This window comes from Paraburkholderia sp. BR10937, assembly GCF_040965695.1.
GTDB lineage: Bacteria > Pseudomonadota > Gammaproteobacteria > Burkholderiales > Burkholderiaceae > Paraburkholderia.
In genome coordinates this window covers 100,175-113,807 of sequence record NZ_JBFRCL010000023.1, presented here as the reverse complement: position 1 = coordinate 113,807, position 13,633 = coordinate 100,175, and the positions used below count along the sequence as shown (strand labels likewise).

General features: G+C 65.8%; 12 protein-coding genes and 1 pseudogene. All 13 read left to right on the top strand.

From position 1 onward, the window contains the following. The first annotated feature begins 10 nt into the window (after positions 1-10). The 13 genes and pseudogenes from AB4Y44_RS20320 (at position 11) to AB4Y44_RS20260 (ending at position 13,578) form a co-directional block, all read left to right on the top strand. Entirely contained in the window at positions 11-448 is a 438-nt protein-coding gene (locus AB4Y44_RS20320) for a hypothetical protein (protein ID WP_368700698.1), read from the top strand. 25 nt (positions 449-473) lie between these two features. Further along, on the top strand, positions 474-1,340 hold the full coding sequence (locus AB4Y44_RS20315; RefSeq protein ID WP_368700697.1) for a fumarylacetoacetate hydrolase family protein: 867 nt from the start codon (positions 474-476) through the stop codon (positions 1,338-1,340). A gap of 50 nt (positions 1,341-1,390) precedes the next feature. Then, a complete protein-coding gene (locus tag AB4Y44_RS20310) occupies positions 1,391-2,266 on the top strand; it encodes a CoA ester lyase (protein ID WP_368700696.1) in 876 nt (291 codons plus the stop codon). 54 nt (positions 2,267-2,320) lie between these two features. Further along, positions 2,321-3,100 (top strand): SDR family NAD(P)-dependent oxidoreductase, encoded by a 780-nt coding sequence (locus AB4Y44_RS20305; RefSeq protein ID WP_368700695.1) that lies wholly within the window; start codon positions 2,321-2,323, stop codon positions 3,098-3,100. A 64-nt stretch (positions 3,101-3,164) separates the two neighbouring features. Continuing rightward, the gene (locus AB4Y44_RS20300; protein ID WP_368700694.1) at positions 3,165-4,325 is read left to right on the top strand and encodes a serine hydrolase domain-containing protein; all 1,161 of its coding nucleotides are present in this window, start codon (positions 3,165-3,167) and stop codon (positions 4,323-4,325) included. Between the two features lie 33 nt (positions 4,326-4,358). After that, positions 4,359-5,126, top strand: coding sequence for an enoyl-CoA hydratase/isomerase family protein (locus tag AB4Y44_RS20295; protein ID WP_368700693.1), 768 nt, complete (start codon positions 4,359-4,361; stop codon positions 5,124-5,126). Positions 5,127-5,218: 92 nt separating this feature from the next. Further along, on the top strand, positions 5,219-6,424 hold the full coding sequence (locus tag AB4Y44_RS20290; protein WP_368700692.1) for an acetyl-CoA C-acetyltransferase: 1,206 nt from the start codon (positions 5,219-5,221) through the stop codon (positions 6,422-6,424). 9 nt (positions 6,425-6,433) lie between these two features. Beyond that, on the top strand, positions 6,434-8,569 hold the full coding sequence (locus tag AB4Y44_RS20285) for a 3-hydroxyacyl-CoA dehydrogenase NAD-binding domain-containing protein (protein WP_368700691.1): 2,136 nt from the start codon (positions 6,434-6,436) through the stop codon (positions 8,567-8,569). A gap of 24 nt (positions 8,570-8,593) precedes the next feature. Next, entirely contained in the window at positions 8,594-9,754 is a 1,161-nt protein-coding gene (locus tag AB4Y44_RS20280) for an acyl-CoA dehydrogenase family protein (protein ID WP_368700690.1), read from the top strand. Next, positions 9,751-10,695 (top strand): annotated as a pseudogene (locus tag AB4Y44_RS20275) (NAD(P)H-dependent flavin oxidoreductase); the annotation flags it as partial. The gene AB4Y44_RS20280 and the pseudogene AB4Y44_RS20275, both read left to right, overlap by 4 nt. Before the next feature lie 96 nt (positions 10,696-10,791). After that, positions 10,792-12,042, top strand: coding sequence for a 3-hydroxyacyl-CoA dehydrogenase NAD-binding domain-containing protein (locus AB4Y44_RS20270; RefSeq protein ID WP_368700715.1), 1,251 nt, complete (start codon positions 10,792-10,794; stop codon positions 12,040-12,042). 119 nt (positions 12,043-12,161) lie between these two features. Next, positions 12,162-12,584 (top strand): DoxX family protein, encoded by a 423-nt coding sequence (locus AB4Y44_RS20265; RefSeq protein WP_368700714.1) that lies wholly within the window; start codon positions 12,162-12,164, stop codon positions 12,582-12,584. A gap of 73 nt (positions 12,585-12,657) precedes the next feature. Then, entirely contained in the window at positions 12,658-13,578 is a 921-nt protein-coding gene (locus tag AB4Y44_RS20260; protein WP_368700689.1) for a LysR family transcriptional regulator, read from the top strand. Positions 13,579-13,633: the final 55 nt, after the last annotated feature.

The window sequence follows — 13,633 nt, the reverse complement described above, 5'->3', positions numbered from 1 at the left end:
TAACGAATCGATGACTACTCAACAATCGTCCAGCCAGAAGGCCGCGATCCAGCGCTACTACGAACGCACGGATGCCGGCGAGTTTCCGGCGGAGCTTTTCACTGCCGACTTCGAATTCTATGTGCCCAAGTTCGGCGTCGGACGCGGGGTGGAGGAGTTCGGGCAGATGGCGTCGGCGGCGAGCGTCAAGCAGTTCAAGCATGCGATCGCCGAGATGCTGATCATCGAGAACGGCCGCAATGTGGCCGTCGAGGGCACGACCGAAGGCGTCACGGGAACCGGCGTCGAGTGGCGCGGCGGCAGCACGCCGGGTGGACGCTTCGCGAGCATCTTTCAGTTCGACGCGGCCGGGTTGATCGAGCGGATGTACATCTATCTCGATCCCGACTTCGCAGGCGATCACACCGACGGTTTTCGCTGGAACCGCGGCATCGCGCAGGCGTGGTGAAGCGCTTGATCGGGGAGTCGAGTCAATGAAACTGGCCACATTGAGTATCCAGGGCGGGGCGCCCGAGATCGGTGTCGTCGTCGGTGAGGGGCGTCTCGTGCCGCTGCGCAGCGCGCGCCCCGAACTGCCTGCGACGATGATCGAGCTGATAGCCGCCTGGGATGTCATGCAGGATGCCGTGCGCCATGCGGCTTCGCAGTCCGCGCAGGCGATTCCCGTGGACGAAGGCGTGCGCTTTCTCGCGCCCATCGCGCGGCCGGGCAAGATCATGGCGATGGGCCTGAACTACGCGGACCACGTTGCCGAGGCCGGTATCGAGACGCCGAAACATCAGGTGTGGTTCTGCAAGCAGGCCAACACGGTCAATCCTCCGTACGCGCCGATCCAGATCCCGAAAGCTTCGGCGTCGATCGACTACGAAGTCGAGCTGGTATTCGTCATCGGCAAGCGGGGGCGCCATATCTCCGCGAGCGAAGCGCCGGGGCACGTGTTTGGCTACTGCGTCGGCAACGACGTGACGGCCCGCGACTGGCAGATGCGCACGCCGCAATGGGTGCTCGGCAAGTCTTTCGACACGCACGGACCGTTTGGCCCGTGGATCACCACGGCGGATGAAGTCGGCAATCCGCATCGTCTCGGGATCCGCTCGATCGTCAACGACGAGGTGCGCCAGGCATCGAACACGCGTGAGCTGATCTTCGACGTGTTCGACCAGATCGCCTACCTGTCCGAGGCGATGACGCTCGAACCCGGCGACGTCGTGTTCAGCGGCACGCCCGGCGGAATCGGCGCGGCGATGAAACCGCCGGTCTTCCTGAAGGCGGGCGATCGCGTGCGATGCGAAATCGACGAGCTCGGCGCGCTCGAGGCCGTTTTCGAGGCGGAAGCCTGAGCGCTGGAGCCGCTCTCGCTCTCATTTGTTTGATCAGGAGTCCATTGCTCATGAAGCCGTCAACGCGGCCACGCCGCAGCGCGATCTACGTTCCAGCAGACAACGCGCGAGTCGTGGACAAGGTGCGCACGCTCGCGTGCGACGCCGTGATACTCGATCTGGAGGACATGGTCGCGCCGGATGCGAAGGCCGACGCGCGGGCGGCGGCGGTCAACGCCGTGCGTGAAGGCAATTTCGGACACCGCGAAGTCGTGGTTCGCGTCAACGGTCTCGACTCTCGCTGGGGCATTGAGGACCTGGATGCCGTGGCGCTGGCGCGGCCCGATGCGGTGCTCGTCCCGAAGGTTTCCGTGCCCGCGGATCTGAAAAAGGCTCGCAAGCGTCTCGGCGACGGTGTTCCGCTCTGGGCGATGATCGAGACCGCTGCGGCGATCCTCCGGCTCGACGCCATCGGTGCCGCCAGCGCGGTGAACGGCGTTCAGGCGTGGGTCATCGGCTCGAACGATCTCGCGAACGATATGCGCTGCGGGCTCACCGTGGAGCGCCCCGGGCTGCTGACCGCACTTTCGTTCAGCGTGATAGCGGCAAAGGCCTACGGATTGTCGATTCTCGACGGCGTGTTCAACGATCTCGCGAATCCGGATGGCCTCGAAAGCCAGTGCGCTCAAGGGGCCGCGCTCGGATTCGACGGCAAGACGGTGATGCACCCGAACCAGCTGGAAATCACGAACCGCGCGTTCTCTCCGAACGAGGCGGCGCTCGCCCGCGCGCGGGCCATCGTCGCCGCCTTCGATGCGCCCGCGAACGCGGGGCAGAGCGTGCTGCGCGTGGACGGCCACTGGGTGGAGCGCCTGCATTGCGACGAAGCGGTGCGTCTGCTGCACGTCGCGGACACGATTCGGATCATCGAGCAGCGGACGCGTTGAATGCACGAGCCGATTTCCGAAACAGCGTCTATTTGAAGAGAGCCAATTCACATCATGGATACCTCCAGAAATCGCCTTCAATCAAAAGTCGCACTCGTGACCGGCGGCACGAAGGGCATCGGCAAAGCCATCGTCATGAGATTCCTGCAGGAAGGCGCCACGGTCGTCTTCACGGGCTCGACCGCCGAGGCCGGGCAGGAACTCGAACAGGCGCTGGCAAACCAGGGGCATGAAGCCGCGTTCATGCAATGCGATGGCCGCGACGAACAACAGATAGCCGGCGTGATCGAGTGCATCGTGGCAACGTACGGGCGCTTCGACATTGCGGTGAACAACGTCGGCAATACGGCTCCGTCGGACTCGGCGCTCGGCAAGGTGCACGAGACGCCGCTCGAGGCGTTCGAAGACACGCTGCATCGCAATCTTACGAGCACCTTTTTGAGCATGAAGCACGAGATCGCCGCGATGCTGCCGCTCGGCGGCGGCGCGATCTGCAATACGGCGTCGATGGCGGGCGTGCGCGTGTCGAGCGCCGGCTCGCCGGCCTATCACGCGGCCAAGGCGGCCGTCATCCATCTGACGCGCAAGGCCGCGATCCAGTATGCGCGGGACAACATCCGCGTCAACGTGGTCGCGCCCGGCGCGACGGCGACCGAGCGGGTCCTGAGTCGATGGACGCGCGAAGAGCTCGACCAGCTCGCCACGGTGCATCCGATGGGCCGGGCCGTGACGCCCGAGGAATGCGCGGACGCGTTCCTGTTTCTCTGCTCGGACGAGGCGGCGTCGATCACGGGCCACATGGTGCCAATCGATGGCGGCTGGACGGCGAACTGAGCATTTCATTGACGACGATGCGCCGCGCCGGATCGTGCGCGGCACCAGGCAAGGAGCACTCAAGATGAGCGAAACGACAGCGGTGAATGCGGGCGAAGCCGAGGTGCAAGGATACGTTGCACCGAATTACGAAGGATTGCTTGAGGCTTTTCGCAGGAATTTTCGCGAGCTCGGCGAGATCGGCGGCAGCTTCTCGGTGATGGTCGACGGCCAGCTCGTCGCCGACCTGTGGGGCGGATGGAAGGACCGGGAGAAAACCGTGCCGTGGGAACACGACACGATTGCATGCGTCTGGTCCACCTCGAAGGGCATCGGCGCCGTGTGCTTCGCGATGCTCGTCGATCGCGGCCTGGCGTCATACGAGGACAAGGTCAGCACGTACTGGCCGGAGTTCGCAGCCGAAGACAAGGGCGACGTGACGATCGGCATGCTCGTCTCGCATCAGGCCGGCATCACGGGCTTCGCTTCGCACGCCACGCTGGATGACCTCTTTGCCGGCGAGGCGGCCGCGCAGCGCCTCGCCGCCCAGGCGCCGCTTTGGCGGCTCGGCACGGCTTCGGGCTACAGCAATGTCGTCGGCATTCTGGAGACCGCGCTGTTCAAGCGCATCGAAGGCCGCTCTATCAAGCAGTTCGTGGCGGAGGAGCTCAAGGGCGCATTCGGCCTCGATCTCTCGGTGGGTCTGGATGCGCGCGACAAGCCGCGCGTGGCCGATCTGCTCGGCGGCGATGCAATGGACGCACTCAACACGATCCCGATGAGCAATGACGCACAGCGTGCGGTTCACAATCCGCCGATGCGCGGCGACATGGCGAACCAGGCCGATTTTCAGGCGGCGGATATCGTTGCGGCGAATGGCTATACGAACGCGCGCGCACTCGCAGCCATGTACGGGATGCTGCTGCATCGCGACAGCAACGGCCGAAGGCTGGTCGGCGATGCCGCGCTTAGAGAGGCGAGCAAGCTGCGCTTCGACGGCATCGACCTCGTGCGCGGCGTGCGGCGGCCGTGGGCGGCCGGCTTCCTGCTTAACGAGGAGCACGTGTGGGGGCCCAACAAGGAAGCATTCGGCCATGGCGGCTGGGGCGGTTCGTTCGCCTTCGCGGATCCGGTTGCAGGCGTCTCGGTGGGCTATACGATGAACCTGATGAGCGATCAGATGGACTTGAATCCGCGTCGCCGTGGACTGATCGACGCCGTCTACGCGGCGCTCGAAACACGATGACCGGGTGATGCCAAATGAGACGCGAGGCCGGCTATGAGTGAGCCGCTGCTGGTTGCCCGTCACGGGAGCGTCGTGCAGATCACGATGAATCTGCCGCTAAAGCGCAATGCGCTGTCCGCGCCGCTCTATACGGCGCTGGCCGGAACGCTGGCGAGCCTGCACGACGATACGAGCGTGCGTGCGCTCGTGCTGTATGGCGGCAGTCACTTCTGCGCGGGCGGCGATCTCGGCGGGCTCGATATGTCGACGCTGGAGATGCGGCGGGCGATGAGTCATGGCCATCGGATCGTGCGCGCGCTAACCGACGCGCCGTGGCCGGTAGTGGCTGCAGTGGAGGGCAACGCGTACGGCGCGGGCCTTTCATTGGCGCTCGCCTGCGATTTCATCGTTGCCGACGAGAACACGCGTTTCTGCGCTGCGTTTGGCCGTGTCGGGCTGACGCCGGACTTCGGGCTGATGTGGACGCTGCCGCAGCGCGTCGGCATCGGCGCGGCGCGGGAAATGCTCATGCTCTGCGAGCCGGTGGGGGGCACGGAGGCAAAGCAACTGGGGCTGGTCGACAGGCTCTGCCCGCCTTCCAGCGTGCTGCCGGGCGCGCTCGAACTGGCCGGACGCCTCGCCGCCGCCTCGCCGGGGACGATTGCGACGGCCAAGGCCGCGCTCGCCCGGTTGCCGATGCCGCTCGACGCCATGCTGGCCTGGGAGGCGGACACGCAGTCCGTTCTCGTGCGCAGCGAGGACTTTGCCGAAGGCGTTAAAGCCTTCACGGAGAAGCGTGCACCGAAGTTCTTGGGCCGTTGAACGCGCACGAGCAAAAACGTCGGTTTCGACGATGATGCAAGCGCCTCGCTTCAACACAATGAACATCGGATTTCCATAGACAGGATTGCAGAATGACCGATGCCTTCATTTACGACCATGTCAGAACGCCGCGAGGACGCGGACGCGAGAGCGGCGCACTGCATGGAGTCCCTCCGGTGGAACTGGCGAGCCAGGTGCTGGCCGCTCTGAAAGACCGAACCCGGCTCGACACGCGCCAGATCGATGACGTGGGCCTCGGCATCGTGATGCCCGTGGGCGAGCAGGGCGCGGACCTTACGCGCTTCGCCTTGCTCAACGCCGGCTATGACGAGAACGTTCCCGGCTATCAGATCAACCGGTTCTGCACGTCTGCGCTTGACGCCGTCAACCAGGCCGCGAGCCTGATCCACGCGGGGCAAGTGCAGGCGGCCATCGGCGGCGGCGTCGAATCCATGTCGCGCGTGCCGATTGGATCGGACGGCGGCGCCTGCTACACCGATCCGCGCCTGGCGGGCCGGTTCCCCTATGTGCCCAACGGCGTGGCGGCGGACCTCATGGCCGCGCTCCACGGATTCACGCGCGCCGACATCGATGCCTATGCGGTAGAGAGCCAGCGCCGCGCGGCTCATGCGCGCGACGCCGGGCATTTCGATGTCTCGCTCGTCGCCGTGCGCGACGTGCTCGGCGACGCGGTGCTCGAGCGCGACGAGGCAATTCGTCCCGGGACCACGCGCGACGATCTCGCGCAACTGCGGCCCTCGTTTGCCGAACCCGGCGATGCGGGCTACGACGCGATCGTCCAGCAGCGCTACCCGCACATCGAGAGAATCGATCACATCCATACGAGCGGCAATTCGAGCGCCATCGTCGACGGCGCGAGCGCCGTGCTCATTGGCAGCCGCGCGTTCGGCGAGCGCAATGGCGTTGTGCCGCGTGCGCGGATTCGCGGGTTTGCGTCGCTCGCCTCGGAGCCGCTGCTGAGCCTCGGCGGGCCGATGCCGGTCACCACGAAGCTGCTGGCGCGGCTCGGCATGCGCATTGCCGATATCGATCTCTTCGAAATCAACGAGGCATTCGCGGTCGTGCCGCTGGCCTACATGGAGGCGCTCGGCATTTCTCACGACCGCGTCAACGTGAATGGCGGTGCCATCGCGCTTGGCCATCCGCTCGGCGCGACGGGCGCGATGCTGCTCGGCACCCTGCTCGACGAGCTGGAGCGGCGCGACCTGCGCACGGGACTGGTCACGCTGTGCGCGGCGGCGGGGCAGGCAACGGCAACAATCATCGAACGGGTGTGAGCGATCACCATGAATACCATTGACTTGAAGGTGGACGCCGAGGGCGTCGCGACTGTGGCGATCGACGTGCCTGGGCGTCCGGTCAACGTCCTGGTGCCCGAACTGCTTGCGGATCTTGCGGAAGTTGCCGAAACGATTCGCGCGCGAAGCGACATCAAGGGGGCCGTCCTGACTTCGGCCAAGCCCGGCGCGTTTGTCGCCGGGGCGGACCTGAAGGACTTCGTCACCGCTTACGAGCGGCGGCTGAGTGCTCGGGCGGCGCGCGATCTGACGCTGGAGGCCTCGCTGACCTATCGCCGTCTCGAGACCTGCGGCAAGCCCGTTGCTGCCGCCATCAACGGTCTGGCACTCGGCGGCGGCTATGAGCTGTGCCTCGCGTGCCACTACCGAGTGCTCGCGGACGACCCGCGCGCCGTGGTCGGCCTGCCCGAGGTGACGATCGGCCTCTTGCCCGGCGCGGGCGGCACCCAGCGCTTGCCGCGCATGATCGGCATCGAGCGCGCGCTGCCGCTGCTGCTCGAGGGGCGCAAAGTCGGCCCCGCGGACGCGCTGGCGCTGGGGCTCGTCGACAGCGTCGTGCCCGCGGATCTCGTCTACGCGAGCGCGCGTGCCTGGGTGCTGCAACATCCGGATGCGCTCCAGCCGTGGGACGTCAAGGGCTTCCGCATGCGCGGCGGCGCGGGCGCACTGGCGCTGCATGCGCCGCGCACGTTCGGCCTCGGCGCGGCGGCGCTGCGCAAGACGACACAGGACAACTATCCCGCGCCTGCGGCGATCCTCTCGAGCGTGTACGAAGGGACGCAATTGCCGCTGGACGTCGCATTGCGCGTGGAGGCGAGCTACTTCGGGCCGCTGCTCGCGGGGCCGGTCGCGCGCAACATGATGCGCACGCTGTTCGTCAACAAGCTGGCCGCCGGCAAGGGATCAGGCGGAGCAAAAGTCGCGAAGCTCGGCGTGCTCGGCGCGGGCATGATGGGCAGCGGCATTGCGCTCGCTGCCGCCGTCGCGGGCATCGACGTCGTACTGCTCGACACGGACTTCGACGCGGCACAGAAGGGCAAGCAGCGCTGTTTCGCCACGCTCGGAAAGGAGCGCGCTGCAGGACGCCGCGACGAGCAGGCCGTGGCCGAAGCGCTCGCCCGCATCACGCCCGCCGACGATTTTGGCGCGCTCGCGGCCTGCGATCTCGTTGTCGAAGCGGTGTTCGAGCATCGCGAGATCAAGGCCGACGTGATCCGCAGGGCCGATGCGGTGCTGCCAGCGTCCGCCGTGTTCGCGAGCAACACGTCGACGCTGCCGATCACGGGGCTCGCTGCACACAGCGCGCGCCCGGCGCAGTTCGTCGGCCTGCACTTCTTTTCGCCGGTCGAGCGGATGCCGCTTGTGGAGGTGATCGTGGGACGCGAGACGTCGGCGTCGACGCTCGCGTACGCGCTCGGGTTCGTGCGGCAGTTGCGCAAGACGCCGATCGTCGTGAACGACAGCCCGGGGTTCTACACGAGCCGCATCTTCTGCGCCTATATCGACGAAGGGATGGCGATGCTCGCTGAAGGCATCGCGCCGGCCCTCATCGAAAACGCAGCGAAACAGGCGGGCATGGCGACCGGGCCGCTGTCGGTCGCCGACGAGGTCTCGCTCGATCTCCAGAAGAAAGTGCTGGACCAGGCGCGCGCAGACGATTTGCCGAGCCGCTTTCTGCGCCTGCACGCGGCGCGCGTCATCGAGAAGATGAACGCGCTTGGCCGCCTCGGCCGCAAGACGGTGATGGGCTTCTACAGCTATCCGGCCGGTGCGCGCAAGCATCTGTGGGAGGGTCTGCAGGATGTTTACCCCGCGCTGGAGCGCCAGCCCGATGTCGAGGAGGTCAAGCGCCGGCTGCTGTGCATCCAGGCGCTCGAGGCCGCCCGCTGCGTGGAGGAAGGCGTCATCACGGCGCCGGCCGACGCGGATCTGGGCGCGGTGTTCGGTCTGGGCTTTCCGGCGTGGACGGGTGGCACGCTGTCGTTGATCGATACGGCGGGCTTGAGCGCCTTCGTGGCCGAGTGCGATGGCTTCGCGTCGCAGTTCGGCGAGCGCTACCGGCCTTCGGCATGGCTGCGCGCGCGGGCGAGTACCGACGAATCGTTCTACCCCAATCAGGCATGACGGAACGCACGAGGGCACTGGAACATGCGACGCACTCATTTCGAAGCGGAACACGTTGCGTTCCGCGATACGGTCAGCCGCTTCTTTCAGGGGGAAATCGGCCCGCATGCCGAACGGTGGCGGCAGCAGGGCTTCGTGGATCGCGAGGCATTCCTCAAGGCCGGCGAGCAAGGCTATCTGCTCATGTGGGTGCCGGAGGCGTACGGTGGACTCGGGATTACCGATTTGCGCTTCGAGCAGATTCTCTACGAAGAAAACGTTCGCCACGGCGAGGTCGGCTTTTACATGAATCTGCATTCGCGTGTCGTCGCGCCTTATCTCGGCGCGTTCGGCACGGACGAACAGAAGGCCCGCTTCCTCCCGCCCGCGATGCGCGGCGAGACCATTCTCGCAATCGCGATGACGGAGCCCGGCGCGGGTAGCGATCTCGCGGGCATGAAGACATCGGCGCGGGACATGGGCGACCACTGGCTGCTCAACGGTGCGAAGACGTACATCTCGAACGGCAGTCAGGCCGACGTTGTCATCGTTGCGGCGAGGACGGTGCCGGGCAGCCGCCATGGCATCGGCCTCTTCGTGGTGCAGGCCGACATGCCCGGCTTCAAGCGGGGCAACAAGCTGCGCAAGATCGGGCTGCACGCGCAGGACACGACCGAGCTGTTTTTCGACGACGTGAAAGTGCCGAAGAGCCATGTCCTGGGCGACCCGGCGAAGGGCTTCGTCTACATGTCGGAACTGCTCGCGCACGAGCGGCTGCAAGTTGCCATCGGCTCGATTGCCCATGCTCAGGTGGCGTTCGACATCACGCTCGACTATGTGAAGGAGCGCGCGGCGTTCGGCAAGCCGGTCGGCACGTTCCAGCACGTGCGCTTCGAGATGGCGTCGATGCGCGCGCGCATCGACGCCGTGCAGGCCCTCGTCGATCACTGCGTGATGGAGGCGAACGAGCAGCAACTGACGTCCGTACTCGGGTCGGAAGCGAAATTGCTCGCGACGGAGCTCGAAAACGACGTGATCGACGCGTGCGTGCAACTGCATGGCGGCGCGGGCTACATGGAGGAATACCGCATTGCGCGCATGTTCGCCGATGCGCGTGTATCGAAGATATTTGCCGGCACCAGCGAGATCATGAAAGAGATCATCGGTCGCGATCTGGGGCTCGACGAGAGGAAGCTCAAAGCATGAAGACGCGCGTGACAGATATTCTCGGGATTCGCTACCCGATCATTCAGGGTGGCATGATGTGGGTGGGCACCGCCGAGCTGGCTGCCGCGGTGTCGAACGCCGGTGGCCTCGGGACCTTGACTGCGCTCACCCAGCCGACGCCGGAGGCGCTGGCCGCGGAAATCGAGCGCTGCCGCGCGCTGACGTCGCGGCCCTTTGCCGTCAACCTGACGATCCTTCCTTCGGCGAGTGCGCCACCGTATGAGGCCTACCTCGATGCCGCGTTGCAAGCTGGCGTCAGGATCATCGAAACGGCCGGCAATAGCCCGAAGCAGTTCATCGACAAAATCAAGGCTGCGGGCGGCGTCATCGTGCACAAGTGCACGACCGTGAGACATGCTTTGTCGGCACAGCGAAACGGTGTCGACATCGTGAGCATCGACGGCTTCGAATGCGCGGGCCATCCGGGCGAGGACGATGTTCCGGGACTGATCCTGATTCCCCGCGCGGTGCAGGCGCTGGATATTCCGGTTGTCGCGTCGGGCGGGATCGGCGACGGGCGGGGCATGGCCGCCGCGCTGGCGCTCGGCGCGGAGGGCATCAACATGGGTACGCGTTTTTGCGCGACCGTCGAAGCCCCGATACACCCGCGCATCAAGGACGCGCTCGTCAATGCGTCCGAGCGCGACACGCAGCTGATCTTTCGCACCTTGTCCAATACCGCGCGCGTGTTCAAGAATGCGATCGCCGACGAGGTGGTGGCGATCGAGCGGCGTCCTGGCGGATGCGAGTTCAAGGACATTCATCCGCTCGTTGCGGGTGCGCGCGGCAAGGCTGCGCTCGCGCAGGGCGAGATCGACGGCGGGATCATCACGGCTGGCCAGGTCGTGGGGCTCATCGACGATATTCCGACGTGCGAAGTGCTCATCGAGCGCATCGTCGGCGAATGCCGCGCAAGACTGCAGCGAGCGCTGGCGCAGTTCGACGAAGCCGCACCGAGCGTCGACACGCAAGCGGCAAATCGCGAGAACCGCGATGCGGAGCACGTCGCTAATCCGGTGCGCCGTGCCGCCGTGCTCGGCGCCGGCATCATGGGAGGCGGAATCGCGTATCAGAGCGCATTGCACGGTACGCCGACCATCATGAAGGACATTGCGCAGGCGTCACTCGATCTGGGCATGCGCGAGGCGGCGAAGCTGCTCGACAAGCAGGTCGGCGCCGGCAAGATGCCGCCCGAGCAGGCGCGCAAGGTGAAAGAGTCGATCGTTGCGGCGCTCGACTTCGATGGCTTCGAGCACGTGGACATCGTCATCGAAGCCGTGGTCGAGCATCTCGACATCAAACGCACGGTGCTGGCCGACGTCGAGCGGCGGCTGGCCGGCGACGCAGTGCTGGCCTCCAATACGTCCTCGCTGTCGATCGCCGACTTGTCCAGCGCGTTGGCGCGGCCCGGGAACTTCGTTGGCATGCACTTCTTCAATCCGGTCCCCGCGATGCCGCTCGTGGAGATCGTGCGCGGTCCGCGAACCTCGGCGACGGCCGTGGCCACGGCTGTCGAATACGCGAGGTCGATCGGCAAGACGCCGGTCGTGGTCGCCGATTGCCCGGGCTTCCTCGTCAACCGCATCTTGACCGCCTATGTCGTGGCGTTCTTGCTGCTGGTGCGCGATGGGGTGGACTTCGTCGCAATCGACTCGGCAATGGAGGCGTTCGGCTGGCCGATGGGTCCGGCGTGGCTGATGGACGTCGTCGGCATGGATACCGCCTCGCACGTCATCGACGTCATCAGCGCCGGCTATACGCCGCGCATGAACGTCGACGGCCCGCACGCGGTTGCCTTGATGGCGGCGCAGGGACGCCTGGGGCAAAAGAGCGGGCTCGGCTTCTATCGCTACGAACCGGACGCGAAAGGTCGCCCACAGAAGCAGCCGACCGGCGACACGCATGCACTGCTCGCCGGAGTGCAGCCGGGCGGCGCGCGCGACCTGCCCGCGGACGAGATCGTGCAGCGCATGATGCTGCCGATGCTCGTCGAGGCCGCGCGCTGCCTCGACGAGCAGGTCGCCCGGTCCGCTGCCGACATCGACATGAGTCTCGTCCTCGGAATCGGCTTTCCTCGCCATCTGGGCGGCGCGCTCCGCTATGCGGACACGCTCGGGGCGAGCGAGGTCGTCGCGGCGTGCGAGCGCATGGCGCCGCTCGGGCGCCTCTATGAAGCACCCATGGGCCTGCGCGCACTCGCGAGGCGCAATGGCCGCTATTTCGACGATACGTCGGCCACGGAATTCGCCGCGATTCTGGACGAGTGAAATCCGTTCTATCCGTCTAGTCGCGAAATGCGGTGCTGCCTACGATTTATCTCACGGGCACCGCGCATGAGCGATGCCCTACCGGTACCTTTTCCAATTCGCCTTCATTAGCCAACGCCATGAAATCAAACTCTGCCAACACTCACGACGCCTTCGCTCTGCTAGGCCGCATCCTCATCGCAACCGTCTTTATTTTCAGCGGAATCGGCAAGCTCGCCGCGCCCAGCGCCACCATGGGCTATATCGCCTACGCCGGATTTCCGGCGCCTGTCACCAGCTTCGTCGCCGCGACGGCGCTCGAGCTCGGCGGCGGCCTGTTGCTGGTGATCGGCTATCAAACGCGACTGGTGGCGACGTTGCTGGCCATCTACTCGATCGCCACGGCGCTGGTCTTCCACCATGCGTTCGGCGACCAGAACCAGATGTTTCACTTCCTGAAGAACCTCGCGATTGCCGGCGGCCTGATTCAGGTTCTGGCGTTCGGTGCCAACGCATACAGTTTCGACCGCCGTCGTCAGTCGGCGCAGGTGCGTACCGCGTGAGCCGTAGCCGGGGCGTCCCGGAGTAGACTAGTGCGCAAACCGGACTTCAAGCATCCAGACCAGGAGACTGTCGATGGTGGATCTGAACGACGTTGCGCTCTTCATCAGCGTGGCGAGCGCCGGCAGCTTCGCCGAGGCGGCGCGGCGCCTCGGCTTGCCGGCCAATACCGCTAGCCGGCGCGTGCAGGAGCTCGAGCGGGAGCTGGGCGTGCGCCTGATGCAGCGCTCGACCCGCCGGCTCGTGCTGACCGACGCCGGCCAGCGCCTCTTCGCCCAGTGTGCCGGGCAGATCGAAACATTGACGAGCGCGACGCAGGAGATCGCCGAGGGCAATTCGAGCCCCAGCGGCAGGGTGCGCGTCGCGCTGCCGGCGGACTTCTTCTATATCGTCCCGGTGGACGTCATGGGCGAGTTCCTCGCCGCGAATCCGCGCGTTCGGCTGGATTTCGTGCTCAGCGATGAACGCGCCGATCTGCTCGGCGAAAACATCGACGTCGCATTTCGCATCGGCAAGGCGATCGAGCCGAATCTGATTGCACGCCAGATCGGCTGGACCGGCGCGAGCCTCGTGGCCAGTCCCGGCTATCTCGACGTGCACGGCGAGCCGGATGCACCCGCCGATCTATCCGATCACGAATGCATTGCCGCGCCCACGAACCCGACCGGCTATACGATCTGGCGGCTCGACGGGCCGCAGGAGCAGGTCGAAGTCGCGGTGCGCGGGCGCTTCCACGCGAACAGCATTCAGGCGCAGCTCGGCGCTGCGCGCAGCGGCCTCGGCATTGCGCTGCTGCCCTGCGCGATGGTAGCCGAGGACGTCACGGCCGGCCGTCTGAAAGTCGTCTTGCCGGAGTATGGATTGCATCGCGTCGGGGTCTATCTCGTCTATCTGAACCGGCGGCAACTGCCGCGCGCGGTCGGCGCGTTCATCGAATTCACGAGCGCGAAACTGCTCGAAACGAAGCTCATCGAGCCGCTCGCTTCGCTCATCTAATGTCTGCGTGCCGGGGCGTTCCTCGCGAACGCATGCTGGCGAACAACGACATCAT